The 15,260-nt window shown below is 65.7% G+C and carries 18 protein-coding genes and 1 riboswitch; of the genes, 5 read left to right on the forward strand and 13 right to left on the reverse strand.

Going from position 1 to position 15,260, the window contains the following annotated elements:
* Positions 1-59: 59 nt before the first annotated feature.
* Genes AC13FW_RS07870 through AC13FW_RS07890 form a run of 5 tightly spaced genes read left to right on the forward strand, consistent with a single transcriptional unit; the run spans position 60 to position 4,684 of the window.
* Positions 60-1,784 (forward strand): penicillin-binding protein activator, encoded by a 1,725-nt coding sequence (locus tag AC13FW_RS07870; RefSeq protein ID WP_482988732.1) that lies wholly within the window; start codon positions 60-62, stop codon positions 1,782-1,784.
* Complete coding sequence (locus tag AC13FW_RS07875; protein WP_482988733.1) at positions 1,774-2,148, forward strand: YraN family protein; 375 nt, start codon at positions 1,774-1,776, stop codon at positions 2,146-2,148. Before AC13FW_RS07870 ends, AC13FW_RS07875 begins: the two co-directional genes overlap by 11 nt.
* Positions 2,148-2,693, forward strand: coding sequence for a metal-dependent hydrolase (locus AC13FW_RS07880; protein WP_482988734.1), 546 nt, complete (start codon positions 2,148-2,150; stop codon positions 2,691-2,693). Before AC13FW_RS07875 ends, AC13FW_RS07880 begins: the two co-directional genes overlap by 1 nt.
* Positions 2,694-2,709: 16 nt before the next feature.
* The gene (locus AC13FW_RS07885; RefSeq protein WP_296250013.1) at positions 2,710-3,282 is read left to right on the forward strand and encodes a TlpA disulfide reductase family protein; all 573 of its coding nucleotides are present in this window, start codon (positions 2,710-2,712) and stop codon (positions 3,280-3,282) included.
* Positions 3,283-3,301: 19 nt separating this feature from the next.
* Positions 3,302-4,684: an FAD-binding oxidoreductase gene (locus AC13FW_RS07890; RefSeq protein ID WP_482988735.1), complete on the forward strand. Its 1,383-nt coding sequence runs from the start codon at positions 3,302-3,304 to the stop codon at positions 4,682-4,684.
* Between the two features lie 248 nt (positions 4,685-4,932).
* Here the strand turns inward: AC13FW_RS07890 and AC13FW_RS07895 are convergent, their stop codons facing one another.
* The 13 genes from AC13FW_RS07895 to nrdR all read right to left on the reverse strand — a co-directional run bounded on the left by AC13FW_RS07895 (position 4,933) and on the right by nrdR (position 15,150).
* Positions 4,933-5,487, reverse strand: coding sequence for a GTP-binding protein (locus AC13FW_RS07895; RefSeq protein WP_343229773.1), 555 nt, complete (start codon positions 5,485-5,487; stop codon positions 4,933-4,935).
* Positions 5,484-6,440 (reverse strand): hypothetical protein, encoded by a 957-nt coding sequence (locus tag AC13FW_RS07900; protein ID WP_482988736.1) that lies wholly within the window; start codon positions 6,438-6,440, stop codon positions 5,484-5,486. The genes AC13FW_RS07895 and AC13FW_RS07900 overlap by 4 nt, the downstream gene beginning before the upstream one ends.
* A gap of 77 nt (positions 6,441-6,517) precedes the next feature.
* Complete coding sequence (locus AC13FW_RS07905) at positions 6,518-6,880, reverse strand: roadblock/LC7 domain-containing protein (protein WP_062169316.1); 363 nt, start codon at positions 6,878-6,880, stop codon at positions 6,518-6,520.
* A 162-nt stretch (positions 6,881-7,042) separates the two neighbouring features.
* Entirely contained in the window at positions 7,043-7,441 is a 399-nt protein-coding gene (locus AC13FW_RS07910) for a roadblock/LC7 domain-containing protein (RefSeq protein WP_296250001.1), read from the reverse strand.
* Positions 7,442-7,620: 179 nt separating this feature from the next.
* Positions 7,621-8,613, reverse strand: coding sequence for a thiamine-phosphate kinase (gene thiL / locus AC13FW_RS07915; RefSeq protein ID WP_482988737.1), 993 nt, complete (start codon positions 8,611-8,613; stop codon positions 7,621-7,623).
* Between the two features lie 93 nt (positions 8,614-8,706).
* The gene (gene nusB, locus AC13FW_RS07920; protein WP_282266329.1) at positions 8,707-9,186 is read right to left on the reverse strand and encodes a transcription antitermination factor NusB; all 480 of its coding nucleotides are present in this window, start codon (positions 9,184-9,186) and stop codon (positions 8,707-8,709) included.
* Positions 9,183-9,650 carry a 6,7-dimethyl-8-ribityllumazine synthase gene (ribH, locus tag AC13FW_RS07925; RefSeq protein WP_282266327.1) on the reverse strand — a complete coding sequence of 156 codons (468 nt, stop codon included), beginning with the start codon at positions 9,648-9,650 and terminating at the stop codon, positions 9,183-9,185. The genes nusB and ribH overlap by 4 nt, the downstream gene beginning before the upstream one ends.
* A 112-nt stretch (positions 9,651-9,762) precedes the next feature.
* Positions 9,763-10,863, reverse strand: coding sequence for a 3,4-dihydroxy-2-butanone-4-phosphate synthase (ribB, locus tag AC13FW_RS07930; RefSeq protein WP_481507933.1), 1,101 nt, complete (start codon positions 10,861-10,863; stop codon positions 9,763-9,765).
* Positions 10,860-11,462, reverse strand: coding sequence for a riboflavin synthase (locus AC13FW_RS07935; RefSeq protein WP_296249993.1), 603 nt, complete (start codon positions 11,460-11,462; stop codon positions 10,860-10,862). The genes ribB and AC13FW_RS07935 overlap by 4 nt, the downstream gene beginning before the upstream one ends.
* Before the next feature lie 75 nt (positions 11,463-11,537).
* A riboswitch (FMN riboswitch) is annotated at positions 11,538-11,721 on the reverse strand.
* Between the two features lie 227 nt (positions 11,722-11,948).
* Entirely contained in the window at positions 11,949-13,037 is a 1,089-nt protein-coding gene (ribD, locus tag AC13FW_RS07940; protein ID WP_482988738.1) for a bifunctional diaminohydroxyphosphoribosylaminopyrimidine deaminase/5-amino-6-(5-phosphoribosylamino)uracil reductase RibD, read from the reverse strand.
* Between the two features lie 99 nt (positions 13,038-13,136).
* Positions 13,137-13,604, reverse strand: coding sequence for a GNAT family N-acetyltransferase (locus AC13FW_RS07945; protein WP_482988739.1), 468 nt, complete (start codon positions 13,602-13,604; stop codon positions 13,137-13,139).
* Positions 13,605-13,650: 46 nt separating this feature from the next.
* The gene (locus tag AC13FW_RS07950) at positions 13,651-14,538 is read right to left on the reverse strand and encodes a hypothetical protein (protein WP_482988740.1); all 888 of its coding nucleotides are present in this window, start codon (positions 14,536-14,538) and stop codon (positions 13,651-13,653) included.
* Between the two features lie 78 nt (positions 14,539-14,616).
* The gene (gene nrdR, locus AC13FW_RS07955; RefSeq protein WP_282266315.1) at positions 14,617-15,150 is read right to left on the reverse strand and encodes a transcriptional regulator NrdR; all 534 of its coding nucleotides are present in this window, start codon (positions 15,148-15,150) and stop codon (positions 14,617-14,619) included.
* Positions 15,151-15,260 lie beyond the last annotated feature (110 nt).

Raw genomic sequence — 15,260 nt, forward strand, 5'->3', positions numbered from 1 at the left:
GGTAGAATCGTACCGTTTCCCCCGCCCGGCACTGCCGCGCCCTGTCGAACGGACCTCAAATGAACAAGCCAGCCGCACGGATTTCCGCCCTGTCACTGTCGATGCTGCTGTTCGTCGGCTGCGCCACCACCAGCGTAGCGCCGACCAGCTCCCCCGCCCAGCAGGCCGCCATCGCCCTGCTTGAACAAGGCAAACCGCGCGACGCCGCACAGCAACTGGAAGCCCAGGCCGCACTGGTACGTGGCGGCGCCAAGAGCCCCTTGCTGGCCGATGCCGCCTTTGCCTGGCAGGAGGCCGGTGACAGCGCGCGTGCGCGCATGCTGATGGCACAGGTGCAGCCGCGCCAGCTGTCCGGTGCCACCCGCCAGCGCTTCAACCTGCTGCAGGCCGAGCTGGCGTTGGGCGACAAGCAGCCGGCCACCGTGCTGCAGGCACTGACCGAGAATCCGGCAGCACTGTCGGCGCCACTGCAGGCACGCTGGTACCTGGCCCGCGCGCAGGCGCTGGAAGCCACCGGCGACGCCTTCGCCGCAGCTGCCGAACGCGCCCGCGCCGGCACCCAGCTCAGCGGCACGGCACGCAACGACAACCAGCGTGCCATCACCCGCCTGTTGGCCGGCCTGAACGACGCCACCCTGAGCAGCCGCGCCGCCGCGCTGCCGGTCGGTGATCCGCTTTACAACCACGCAGGGCGCGCCCTGATCGGCCGCGGCCTGCCGCTGCCGCGTCCGTTCGACCGCGATACCGCCTCGCAACTGGATACCAGCAAGCGCCCGGCCGCCGATGCCGACGGCTACCGGCCGCCGGTGAAGATGGCGGTGCTGTTGCCGCTCAGCGGCAACCTCGCTGCCGCCGGTGCATCGGTCCGTGACGGGCTGCTGGCCGCTTACTACGGCGAGAGCCGTCGCCGCCCGTCGATCGACTTCATCGACACCAAGGGCACCGCCAGCGGTGCCGGCGCGGCCTATGACAAGGCGGTCGGCAACGGCGTCGATTTCATTGTCGGCCCGCTCGGCCGCGACGAAGTGGACGCGTTGTTCCACCGCAGCGAGCTGCCGGTGCCGCTGCTGGCCCTGAATCGCGGCAAGGACGCACCGCCACCGGGCAACGCCGCGTTTTCGCTGGCCCCGGAAGACGACGGCCTGATGGCGGCCGAGTACCTGCTCGGCCGCGAGCGCCGCAATGTGCTGGTGATCGCCAGCAGTGACGACGCCGGGCGTCGTTCCAGCGGTGCCTTCAAGGAACGTTTCAGTGAGCGCGGCGGCAAGATCGCCGCGACCATCACTGTCGGCGACGTGCCTGCAGACATCACAGCACAGCTGCGCCAGGCAACCGGCGTCGACGCGATCCTGCTCGCGGTCAAGGGCAACCAGGCACGCGTACTGGCGCCGCAGCTGGCCTTGGCCGGATTGGGCGGCGTCAGCCGTGTTGGCACCTCGCAGTTGACCGCAGGCACCGGCAAGGCCGAAGACGACGTCGCCCTGGATGGCATCGCCTTCCCGACCGAAGCCTGGAGCAGCCGCGGCGTTGCCGGCCTGCCGGCGGCGGCGGCAGTTGCCGCCACGTTACCCACCGCACGCGGTGGTGCCAGCCGCCTGTTCGCCTTCGGCTACGACGCATGGAAGATCACCGCCTACATGGAGAAGCTGGCCAACAGCACCAGCGGCGGCCTCAGCGGTGCCACCGGCACCCTGCACCTGGACGGTTTCGGTAACGTGCTGCGCACGCCGGCCTGGTCGACCTTCAGCACGGGCCGCCCGGTCGCCATCGGTGATGGCCGCTGAGCAGAACGAACGCGGCGCAGCGGTGGAAACCGCTGCCCGTGCACTGCTGCAGAACGCTGGCTTGCAGTGGCGGGCCAGCAATGTGCGCTTTCGCGGTGGTGAGCTGGATCTGGTGATGTACGACCGCGAAGCAGCCAGCCTGGTCTTTGTCGAAGTGCGTTACCGCCGCTCCGCCCAGTTTGGTGGCGGCGCTGCCTCCATCGATGCCAACAAGCGCCGCAAGCTGGTCCGCGCTGCCCAGCTCTACCTCAACCAACACCCCGCGCTGGCCAACAGCCCCTGCCGCTTCGATGTGGTCGAAGCCAGTGGCGAGCCGCCGCGCCTGAACTGGATACGCGACGCCTTCCGCGCCGACGACTGCTGATGCCAAGCATATTCACCCACGCCGCGATCCCGCTTGCACTGTGGTGCGCCAGCGAGCGCGGACGCGTTTCCATGCGCCTGCTTGGCGCGGGCGTTGCCGCGGCGATGCTGCCCGATGCCGATGTACTGGCCTTCGCCCTGCATATCCCCTACGCCGACAGCTTTGGTCATCGCGGTGCCAGCCACTCGCTGTTGTTCGCCACGCTGTTGGCAGCCCTGGCCATTGCCTTTGCCAAGGCACTGCGTGCGAGCCGCCTGCAGGCGTTTGCATTCGTCTTCATCTGCGCGCTGTCGCATCCATTGTTGGACGCACTGACCTCCGGCGGCCTCGGTGTCGCGCTGTGGTGGCCATGGAGTGACCAGCGCCTGTTCGCCCCGTGGCGGCCTATCCGCGTATCCCCGTTCGCCAACAACTTCTTCAGCGCGCGCGGCTTGCAGACGGTGCTGTCGGAGCTGCGCTGGGTATGGCTGCCGTTGCTGGTGGCGGTGATCGGCTGGAAGATGGTTCAATCGCCGCAGGGTTGGCGCCGCCGCGCCGACGACTGAGCCACCCGGGGAAACCATGCGCTACCGCCTGCTGCGGTCTTCAAGACTGCTGTTGTCCTGCTGCCTGTTGCTGCTGTCCATCCCATCATTCGCCGCCGCTGGAGTTCCTGCCGCCGGCGAGTTCCCACCCTCGATCGCACTCGGCAAGAACCTGCCTGGCGAACTGGTCGACCTGCAGCAACGTCGCGGCAAGGTGGTCATCATGACCTTCTGGGCGAGCTGGTGTGGCCCCTGCATGCGCGAACTACCCGTGCTGGCGCACCTGCAGAGCGTGGTTGGCAAGGACGCGCTGGAGGTCATCGCAGTGAACTGGGACGAACCGCGCGCGCAGGTGGTGGACTTTGCCCGCCGCAACAGGAAGCTGGACCTGGAATACGTACTCGACAGCAAGGGCAAGGCCGCCGAGGCCTATGGGGTGAAGGCCATCCCCCTGATGTTCGTGCTGGACCAGGATGGCCGTATCAGCGCCGTCCATCGCGGCTATTCGGAACAGTCGTTGCCGGGGATCCTGGAGCAGGTGCTGGCCCTGCTGCCCGAACATGTACGCACGCGGCCAGCGCAGAACACCAAGACCGGCAGCAGCGGATGACACGGCCTAGAATGGGCGGGTGAACACCGCCCTTTCCGACGCATTCAAGCACACCCTGGCACAGCTGCTGGGCGACGGCTGGCGCACCGACGCCACCTCGCTCGCAGCCCATGCGCAGGACAACTCCTGGCGCCATGCCTTGCCACAAGGCGTGGCCCTGCCAAGCACACGCGAACAGGTTCAAGCCATCGTCCGCGCCTGCCGCGAACACGGCGTGCCGCTGGTCGGTCGCGGCACCGGCACCGGCACCACCGGCGCTGCGGTACCCACGGCTGGCGGCATCGTGCTGTCGTTCGCGCGCATGAACCGCATCGTTGCGATACAACCCGGAGATCGCTGCGCGGTGGTCGAACCCGGGGTACTCAACGGCGATCTGCAACAGGCACTGATGCCGCACGGCCTGTTCTGGCCGCCGGATCCTTCCAGTGCGGATATCTGCAGCATCGGCGGCAATCTGGCCTGCAATGCTGGCGGCCCACGCGCGGTGAAGTACGGCACCAGCCGCGACAACGTACTTGGCCTCGTCGCGGTCACCGGCACAGGTGAATTGATCCAGTGCGGCGGCCCCTACACCAAGGATTCCACCGGCTACGACCTCACCCATCTGCTGGTTGGCAGCGAAGGCACGCTGGCGCTGATCGTCGAAGCCACACTCAAGCTGACCCCTCGCCCACGCAGCCAGGCTGGCCTGCGCGTGCTGTACCGCGATGCCGAAGCGGCTGCCGCTGCCGTATCGCGGGTGATGGCACAACCGGTGACGCCGACCACGCTGGAATTCATGGACGCCCGCAGCCTGCAGCTGCTGCGTCACAACGGTGCGCAGGTGCCCGAAGCCGGCGCGATGTTGCTGATCGATGCAGACGGTGATGAAGACACCCTGCCCTACCTGTTGAATGCCTTGGCCGAGGCGGCTGAAGGCGACGGAATGCTGGCGCTGGATGTGGCCACCGATGGCAGCGCGCGCGACAAGTTGTGGGCAGCACGCCGCGCCCTGTCACCGGCGCTGAAAACCATCGCGCCGGGCAAGATCAACGAAGACGTGGTGGTACCGGTGTCGCAGATCCCGGCGCTGGTGGAAGGCGTGCAGCGACTCTCCGAACAGGCCCAGCTGCCGATCGTGACCTTCGGCCATGCCGGCAACGGCAACCTGCACGTCAACATCCTCTATCACCCGGATGATGCGGACGAGAATGCGCGCGCGCATGCGGCCCTGCCCAAGGTATTTGCATTGGCGCTGCAGCTGGGCGGCACCTTGTCGGGTGAGCACGGGATTGGCCTGGCCAAGCGCGATTTCATGGCGCAGGCATTTTCAGCAGGCACCCTGGCGACGATGCGCGCGATCAAGCAGGCGCTGGACCCGGACGGCATCCTCAATCCGGGCAAGGTGTTGCCGGAGGCGTAGGGCGTAACTACCTGGCTTTTGTGGGAGCGGCGGAAGCCGCGAAGCTGAAGATTTCCCAGGGCACGACGAAACTGCGATCTGGGGCTGCATGGGCGTGTGGGCGTGCGGCCCCGCCCCCCACAAGAAGCCCACCCGTGCAGTGCCGAGCCATGCTCGGCAGGGGCTTTACAAGCGCCACGCCTGACAGCTCACCGGCTTCGCGGCTTACGCCGCTCCTACAACCCGACGCCGCTCCTGCAACAGACAGCTCAGGCAATCGCTTCGGCGTAGCGGCAGGACAGCAAGGCCTTGATCAGGAAATCGACCTGGCTGGTCTCGCGGGCGTCCACCCACATTACCGGCAAGCGATGGCCTTCGCCGGCAAGGGCATTGCGGAAATCGCCGAAGCTGAAATCAGGCTGGCGGTCCTGGCAGGTCACACCCACGGCAAAGCAGGCATCCGGTGCCAACGCACGGAAACGCTCCAGCAGTGTCAACGTACTTGGCAGCGCGCGCGGGTTGAGTGCGCTCACAAGTACGATCACGCCAATTGCGCCTTCCGCCACGATCGGCCACATGAAATCCAGGTAGGCCTGGCCCGGCACGCCATAGACGTGCAGCAACTCACCATCGCCCAGTTCAATGGAGCTGTAATCCAGCGCCACCGTCGTATGCGATTTATCCTCGAATGCTTCCAGCGCTGCTTCGTCGCTGATCGGCATTTCCGTGCTGATCGGTTCCATGTCCGAGATCGACCGGATCGCAGTCGTTTTACCCGCACCCATTTCACCGACAAAAACCAACTTGGTTGCCATAGCCGTCAGACCTGAAGCCCCTTGGAAAAATTGAGCCCGAATCGCTTGGCGATACGTGTGAAGAAACCGGACACCTTGTTGCCGGAACCCTGCGCGGGTGCAGCCCCGGTGCCGCTGCCATCAAGCAGCCCGGTACAGGCCGCCGCGGCCATGATACGGGCAATATCATCCAATGACGTGCCGGTGGCCTGCGCCAGTTCGCCCGGCTGCCACGGCCGCCGCATCATCGCCGCCATCGGCAACAGCCACTGCACCGGCAACTTGCCGGTCTCGACCTCCGGCCAGCCGCGCAGCTGGCATGAGTTTGCGGTCTCCCGTTGCACCAGCGGCTCCGGCGAGCGTGCCGCCGCCTGCCAACAGAAATCCTCGAAGGCATGGGTGCTGACCGCATCGGCCATGCATTCATCCACGGCCTCGACGCTGCCGAGCTGCGACAGGGTCCAGCCCGGCTCGGCGGCGGCCTTCAGGAAGTTCTCATAGGGCAGATCACGCAGCAGGGTAGCCCGCGTATGCGTGGCATCGATCAGCAGCTTGACCAGGCCCATGTGCAGCAGGCAGGGCTTGCCTTTGCTGCCACTCAAACTGCGGAACAGCGTGCGCGGTTTGTAACGCTCGCCGCTGTTGTCAGACGCCACCAGCAGCTGTCGCAGCTGCTGGTAGATATCGCGGACGCTGGCGCCGTAGGCCACGCCCGGAATGCTCAGGCCCGACAACACCTTGCGTGTGACCGCCAGCACCGGCAAGCCCTGCTGGCTGGCCTCCCGCAGCAAATGCTGGCCATTGCTGTCATCAATACAGGCCACCAGCAGGTCCACCTGTTGGTGGCTCCACTCCTGCACGTCGGCCTGGATGTACTCGGCCATCAGCAACGAACTGGCAACCTTCAGCCGCATCATGTGCAGGACATCCAAACCCTGGCAGCCGATAACGGCCGCAGAGATCTTGCGGGCGGGTGCACTCATGGTGTCGATCAAGTCTGTGAGTCGAAGCTCTATCGGCGTGCTGCTGCTCCGTCACGGAACAACAGCACGTCATTGCATCACTTGAAATCGAGCGTCTGTTCGAACGACTTCAGCTCGTGGCGTGCCAGCGCCAGGTTGGCGCGCGAACGGTCCAGCACCACGTACAGGAACAGGTCCGCATTGCTTTCCAGCGGACGGATCAGGTGGTACTGCCTGGTCAGGGTGATCAGGATGTCTTCGATCGCATCGGTGATGCCGAGCGAGGCAGCAACGCGGCGCTTGGCGCGCACCACTTCGGTGTTGCCGGCAGCAGCAACTTCCAGATTGATCGGGCCACCGCCGAGCATGCCCAGGGCCATGCCGCTGTCGCTGTCGACCAGCGCTGCACCGACGAAACCAGCGATTTCATTCAACTTGTCCAGCTTGACGTTCCCAGCCATGTTTTTCTCCGTTCCTGATCGATTGTTGTCTAAGTGTTGAATGCGACCGGGCCGCTGTGCAGCACCGGCATCGCATCGGTTGTCGTACTCGAAGCCGTTCACCCGCGCTGCCTCCCTGGCATGCCAGGCAAGCTGCAGCACCGATGATTTACAACAAGAGAGTTACAGCAACACCTTGATCCGCGCCGCAGCATCGCGAGCGGCATACAGCAGGATGGCAAGGGAGGTATCGGCATGGCCGAGCGCGGCCAGCGTATAGGGCCGGTCCGCGGCAACGCGTACCAGCACCATGCTGCCCTGTGAGGTGGACATGGTCACGTAGTCGGCCGCCGACAGGCCGAGCTCGCGCGACAAGGTTTCCCCAAGCGTCAAGAAGGAATTGCTCATCGCCGACAAGCGCCGTGGATCGAGCTTGTTCAACGAACGGTGAGCGATCGCACGGCCATCGGCCGTGGAGACCAGCAGCATGGAAATGCCAACGTTGCGTTCAATGACGGTATCGAGTGCTGTTTCCAAGGCACGGCTGTCCACCGTGACCGAGGGCGTACCTACATCACTCATCTTCGCCCTCACTTTTTCCAACGTTGCTGTTTCCACCACTACTTCCCCCTGTCTGCTGTCGCCGGATGCAGACTCTCGATTGCACCAAACCGCGACTTCCATCACGAACGAGATGTTAAATATGAATACGTGGATGCCGCGTGAACACAGAAATCAGCCTTACTGATTACGGGGTTCCCCTAGTCCCCTGCGCCTGAAAAGTGGTTGTAGCCCTGCTTCGATGCCCCCTGCACAACACCCTCCTGGTTGATCACCTGTACCCCTGTCCCGGCTCGAATATAGCCAATACGGGTAAGCGGAACTGCTACGGATGCCATGGTTTCGTGCAGGGCCTGCCGTTGTCCCGGTGGCGCGGTGAAGCACAACTCATAGTCGTCACCGGCACTGCCACGCAAGGTGTTGAACGCCTCGGACAGGCCCGCCTGCGCCGCCGCCGACGAGGCCGGCAATGCATGTTCGAGCACATCAGCGGCAACCCCGCTGCGTGCGCAGATGTGCCCCAGGTCCGCGAGCAGACCATCGGACACATCCACCGCAGCCGTCGCCAAACCCCGCAACGCGCGGCCCAGCTCAACCCTCGGCGTTGGCCGCGCCAGACGCTGGCGCAAGTGCTCCAACGCTGCATCGCCAGCATTCCGGCTGACATCCAGGGCGCGCTGCTGCCACAGCGCCAGGGCCAAACCGGCTTCACCCGGCACGCCACTGACCCAGATGTCATCGCCGGGCTGGGCGGCATCGCGGCGCAGCGCCTGCCCCGCGGCTATCTGGCCCATCGCGGTGATGGAGATCGACAGCGGCCCACGCGTGGTGTCGCCACCGATCAAGGCGATGCCATGCAGATCGGCCAGCTGGAAGAAGCCTTGAGCGAACTGATCGACCCAGTCCGGGTCGGCATCGGGCAGTGACAGCGACAGACTGCACCACGCCGGTTGCGCGCCCATGGCGGCCAGATCGGACAGGTTCACCGCCAAGGCCTTCCAACCGATATCGGCCGGCGGCGTTTCCGCCGGAAAGTGCACGCCCACGTTGAGCGTATCGGTGGTCACCACCAGTTGCTGGCCAGCTTGCGGCTGCAGCAGGGCGGCATCGTCGCCTATCCCCAACACGATGTCCGCGCGCGCAGCAGTGCGGCGGCGGATGCGTTCGATCAGGCCAAACTCGTCAAGGCTCATCACTGCGCTCCCTCAAAAACAACAACGCCGGCACCGATGATGCCGGCCCGGCGTTGTGGCAAACCCCAAGCGCGGCGATCACGCCGCCAGCGCTTATTGGCTGGACTCGGTCTTGCGCCACTCCACGGCGGCGCGGTCGAGCACGCCGTTGACGTAGGTATGGCCGTGTTCGGAACCAAAACGCTTGGCGGTTTCGATGGCTTCGTTGATCACCACGCGGTACGGCACGTCCTGGCGGTAACGCAGCTCGTAGGCGGCCACGCGCAGCACCGCACGTTCGATGGCGTCCACTTCCTCGACCGCACGGTCGACGAACGGCGCCAGCGCCTCGTCCAGGTCACGGCGGTTGTCGAGCACACCGCGCAGCAGGCTTTCGAAATACGCCAGGTCGGCGATTTCGTGCGCCTGCTCATGGGCGAACTGGGCCAGCAGCGACTCGGCGTTGCCACCGGAGATCTGCCACGCGTAGATGGCCTGCAGGGCACGGCGGCGCGCGCGCGAGCGCAGCACCGGGTCAATGCCGTCGCGGCGGACCGGCTTTCCGGCAGGCTTGCCGTTGTTCTTGTTGTTCATGGCAGCTGTTCCAGAAGATTGACCATTTCAATTGCCGCCAAGGCGGCTTCCTCACCCTTGTTGCCGTGGCTGCCGCCTGCGCGGGCCTCGGCATCTTCCACCCGCTCCACCGCCAGCACGCCATTGAGCACCGGCACGCCGAAATCCAGCTGGGCGCGCATCAGGCCTTCGGCACAACGGTCGGCAACGTGCTCGTAGTGGCGGGTATCGCCACGGATCACGCAGCCCAGGGTGATGATTGCAGCGTGCTGCCCGGCCGCAGCCAGGCGCGCTGCAACCAGCGGGATTTCCCAGGCACCGGGTACACGCACCACGTCGATTGCGTCCTCGCCGATACCGTTGCCGGCCAGGCTCTGGCGTGCGCCGGTCACCAATGCATCGGTGATGCGGGCGTTCCAGCGGCTGGCAATGATGGCAAAACGGGCCGATCCGGCCGGGCGGAGGTCGCCTTCGTAGTGGCTCATGGGGGTATGGGGATCCAAAAGGTGGGTAAGTCTAACGTGCGGGGGCTTAACCCGCGACGCAGAAAACAGCTGCAAGCCCGGTCCAGCCGGGCTCGCAGGTGGTGCCGGCGGCTCAGGGCTGCACGGTTTCGACGATTTCCAGCCCGTAACCGGCCAGGCCGATCTGCCGGCGCGGGGTGCCGAGCACACGCAGCTTGCCCAGCCCCAGGTCCGACAGGATCTGGGCGCCAGCACCGTTGCGGCGCCACTGACCCACATCCTTGTCCTTGCCCGGGGTAACCGGCACCGGCTGCTGGCGCAGGCGCGCCAACAGTGAATTGGTGTCGCGCGGCGCCGACAGCACCACCATCACGCCGCTGCCGGCGGCGTCGATGGCGCGCAGCGCATCGGTATTGGCCACGCCGAAGTCATCCCGGCGCCAATGCAGCAGGTCGGCCAGTGGGTTTTCCACCTGCACGCGGACCAGCGTCGGGGTGTCCTTGTCCGGGGTCCCGCGGACCAGCGCGAAATGCAGGTCATTGGCGATGCGGTCACGGTAGGTGACCAGCTTGAAAGCGCCGAATTCGGTATCGATATCGCGCTCGTCCACGCGCTCGACGGTGTGCTCGGTGGCCAGGCGGTAGGCGATCAGGTCGGCGATCGAGCCCATCTTCAGGCCATGCTCGCGGGCGAACACCTCCAGCTCCGGGCGGCGCGCCATGCTGCCGTCGGGATTGAGGATCTCCACCAGCACACCCGCCGGCTCCAGCCCGGCCAGCATGGCCAGGTCGACGCCGGCTTCGGTGTGGCCGGCACGGGTCAGCACGCCGCCCGGCTGGGCGATCAGCGGGAAGATGTGGCCTGGCTGGTGCAGGTCGGATGGTTTGGCATTGGCCTTCACCGCGGTGCGGATGGTGTGGGCCCGGTCATGCGCGGAGATGCCAGTGGTCACGCCTTCGGCGGCTTCGATGCTGACCGTGAAATTGGTCTGGAACTGCGCGGTATTGGCCTGCACCATCGGCGCCAGGCCGAGGTCGGCTGCGCGCGTGCGGGTCAGCGGCAGGCAGACCAGGCCGCGGCCGTGGGTGACCATGAAGTTGATGTCCGACGGTTTGACCAGCTCGGCAGCCATGATCAGGTCGCCTTCGTTCTCGCGGTCCTCGTCATCGACTATGACCACCATGCGACCGGCGCGGATCTCTTCCAGCAGTTCGGGAACGGGGGCGAAATTCATTGTGCGGCTCCTTGGCCCAGCAGGCGCTCGACATAGCGGGCAACCAGATCGATTTCCAGGTTCACCGCGCTACCGACGCCAGTGGCGGAGAACGCGGTATTGGCGACGGTGTGCGGGATCAGTGCCACTTCAAATCCCTCGTCATCGGCTTCATTGACGGTCAGGCTGACGCCATCCACGCAGATCGAGCCCTTCTTGGCGATGTACTTGAGCAGCGCCTTGGGCGCGGCGAAGCGCCAGCGCAGCGCGCGTGCATCCTCGTGGATGGACAGCACCTTGCCGAGGCCATCGACGTGGCCACTGACCAGATGGCCACCAAGGCGGTCGGTCGGGCGCATGGCGCGCTCAAGGTTGATCACGGCACCTTCGGCCAGGCCACCAAGCGTGGTCAGGTCCAGGGTTTCGGTTGAGGCATCGGCCTTGAAGCTGCTGTCGTCGAAGTCGATGACGGTCAGGCAGACGCCGTTGACGGCGATGCTTTCGCCCATCTGCACCTGCTCGAACGGCAGGCTGCCGACGGCGAAGGTGAAGCGGACATCGCCGCCGATGGGTTCGCGTGCGGCCAGACGGCCGACGCCTTCGATGATTCCAGTGAACACTAACGTTCTCCGCAGTAGATGAGCGAAAAACGCCGCAAGGCAAACAGGCGCACGGACCCCGCAAAGGGCCCGAAACACCGTCTTCTTTCATCCGGACTATGACCGTCGGCTCCGGCATCTGACCGGATCTGCTGACCTCCAACCGGGCAACCGCACTGCTGTACGGGCCTTGCCGGAGCGCTCGCGGGCTCGCACAGCACCCTTTTGGGGCATTGCACCTACCGCCGGTGGGGAGTTGCACCCCGCCCTGAAGACGTTTGTGAGTGCCGGCGAACCGGCGCGACGATTGTACCAGCGCCACCCCGGGAAGGCCTTGGCAGAGCTGAACAAGTGCTTCCCATCCGTGGAACGGGCTGGATGCCTGTGTAGTGCCGAGCCATGCTCGGCAGTGGCTTTACCTACGAAGCGCCACCCTCACCCCACTCCCTCTCCTGCACGCGGGAGAGGGGCTCAAGCGTGGTGTCGAGCCAGCTCGGCACCACGCCTTTACGCGGGGCGCAGCAGCAGCCGCAGGTCCTGCCCGATCATGCGCGCGTCGCACACCTCTAGTGCCACCGTCTGCGCCATGGAGTCGATGCCCAGCCCCGCCAACAATGGCCGTGCAGCTTCGCCCATCAGCAGCGGCGCCATGTACAGCAGCAACTCATCGACCAGCCCGGCCCTGAGCAAGGCACCGCACAGGGTTGGTCCCGCTTCGACATGTACTTCATTGATGCCACGCGCGGCCAGCAGTGCCATCACCGCGGTAAGCTCGAGCCGGCCATCATCCAGTACTGGAACACCCGCAAATTCGGCCCCATCCGTTGCTGGTGCAAGCACCGCCGGGTCGTGCAGATACAAGGTGCCAGCATCACCCTCGCGCACACGCTCACACGCCAGGGTCCGCAGCCGTGCATCCAGCACCACGCGCAGCGGCGGCAGGAACTCACCGGCGTCCGGTCGCGCGGTCAACAGCGGATCATCCGCCAACACGGTGGCCGCGCCGGTCAGGATCGCACCAGCGCGTGCGCGCCAGTGCTGCACATCGGCGCGCGCGGCTTCACCGGTGATCCACTTTGATTCACCGCTGGCCATTGCCGTGCGCCCGTCCAGGCTGCCGGCCAGCTTCACCCGCACGAACGGGCGACCACGCTCGATGCGCGACAGGAAGCCACGATTGAGCTCACGCGCCTGCGCCGCCATCAAACCCACGTCAACGGTGATGCCGGCCTGTCGCAGCAAGGCAAAGCCGCCACCATCCACATCCGGGAAGGGATCGGCCATCGCCGCGACCACCCGGCCAACGCCAGCATCGATCAAGGCCAATGCACACGGCGGCGTGCGCCCGTAATGCGCGCAGGGCTCCAGGGTGACGTAGGCGGTCGCGCCACGGGCACGCTCACCCGCGTGTCGCAGCGCGAACACCTCGGCATGCGGGCCGCCGGCACGCTGATGCCAGCCCTCGCCCACCACCTCATCACCGTGCGCGATGACGCAGCCCACCATCGGGTTGGGCCGCGTGGTCCAGGCGGCACGTTCGGCAAGACGCAGCGCGCGGGCCATCAGCAGGTGATCGGTGGCGGTGAACTGACTCATCGGCAAAACCTCATTACGAATGCGGCACGCTGCTCATGGCGGCAACGGTCGCGGACAAGTGTATGCGTAGCAAGCCCAGCATCACCGCTCCTGCACACTTCAGGCATGGCACGTATCCACTGCCATCACCGTGATCGCCAGCGGCCCCAGTTGCAGCTCGGCATGCACATGCCAGCCCAGGCTCCGGTACCAGCCCACCAGCGGCGCTTCGCAATACAGGTACAGCACCGGCACGGCCAGCGCCGCGGCCTGTGCGACGCAATGCGCGACCAGCGCCGCACCCACGCCTTTGCCACGCGCAGCCGGACTGACGTACAACGAGGCCAGCCATGGCGACCAGCCGCGGATCTGCTCATGATCATCATCCAGCAGGCTCACCGAGCCCAACCAGCCGTCGGCGTCTTCCGCCAACCAGCTGCAGGGGATGGTGTGGCGCTGCTGCATGGCCAGCTCCGCCTCGGCCTGGGCCACGGTCCAATCGGGAAGCAGCGTGCCGAAAGCCTGTACATGGGCTTGTGCGATTGCCGGCAGCAGTTCACGCCGGTCCTGCAGATTGATGAACTTCATCGGATTCGACTCTGGAAGCCACGACAGGGGCCGCGTATTCAATGCATTAGTGGTTCACGCGCTGGAACATGCCCACGCCCAAGGCATGCAGACGCGCGCCATCATCGCCCTGCTCCAACAGCAGGCCCATCGTTGCCGATTCGCACAGGCCAATCGCGCAGCCATCGAACAGCACCTGGTAACCGGGCCGCAACGGCGGTTGCAGCGGCAATCGCAGCGATTGGTCCATGCCCGGGAAGTGCAGGCGCAGGCCTGTCACGACCTGCCCCGGCGCCGGCGATGGAAAGCGATAGGTGTTCCCCTCCGGCAACCTGCCCTCGGCGGCCAGTTCGCCCTGGGCCAGCTCCAGCACCACCTGTATGCCGTCGCTGGCCACACCACTCATTGGATCAAGCAGATTCACATACAGCGGCCTGCCAGCTACGTGCGTGTCCGCCAATTGCGCCTGCAGCTCCCCACGTTCCTCCTGGCCCTTGCGATCAGCCGGATCCGCATCCGGATGCGCCTGCTCCAGGTCGGCAAGCAGCTGCGCCAGCTGTGCGCGCTCGGCCGACCTGGCTTCATGCGGAACGAGTTGCACGGTATCGGCGAGATCATCGCGCGGATGCAGCAGAAGCATGCCATCGGCGAGCGACCATTGCCCTTTCGAGCTGCGGGGCATGGGATGCATCGCCAACGTCAACGCGTAGTTCCCGTCGCTAACCAGCTCCAGGACCGAGTCTGCATATCCGTCTTCAACGATGCGATAACGCCCTGCCAGCGCCCGGGGCGTACAGGCCTCCCCCACGCAGGAAGATGGACCGCCCTGCACTTGATCCAGCCCGGCAGCAGCATCGACGGCCTGCTGCGCAGCCAATCGAGCGCGCTCGGCCACGTCCACGGGACTGGATCGCTCCTGGGCCTGCGTGGGCAATGCCAATGACAACGCGAGCATTACCAGTCCATTGCGTGAAAACCGCCGTGCCGCTGATCGCATTGCCACTCCGGCCTCCCTTCCCTGCACACGCAGCAATCAGCGCTTGCCGTTCTTGCCTGCCCGCGCGGCTTCCGCCCGCGCATGCGCCAACAACGGCAACTGATCCTCGTCACTGGAATGATCACGCTCCAGCTTCTCGATCTCGTCGCGGAAATCGGCCACGTCCTCGAAGCTGCGGTAGACCGAGGCGAAGCGCACATAGCCCACATGATCAAGCTTGCGCAGTTCGTCCATCACGAAACCGCCGACCTTGATCGACGGCACTTCGCGTTCGCCGCACATGCGCAGCTGGTGCACCACCGCGCGTACCGCCGCCTCGATGCGTTCTTCCGATACCGGCCGCTTCTGCAGCGCGCGGTCAAAGCCCACCCGCAGCTTGCGCGCATCGAAGGCTTCGCGGCCGCCGTCACTCTTGACGATGACCGGCAGCTTGAGCTCGATGGTTTCCAGCGTGCTGAAACGTTCGCCACAGGCTTCGCAGCCACGGCGGCGGCGGATGGTGGCACCATCTTCGGAGACGCGCGAGTCGATCACGCGGGTATCGGTGTGCTGGCAGAACGGGCAATGCATGTTTCAAGCCTTGGACATCAGGCGCCGCGCATGCGACGTGGAGAACCTGTAACGCAGATACAACAAACCCCGGGCCGGGGCAAGCGCCCAACCCGGGGTGATGCGGTCAG

It is taken from the genome of Stenotrophomonas sp. 21LCFQ19, assembly GCF_056861425.1.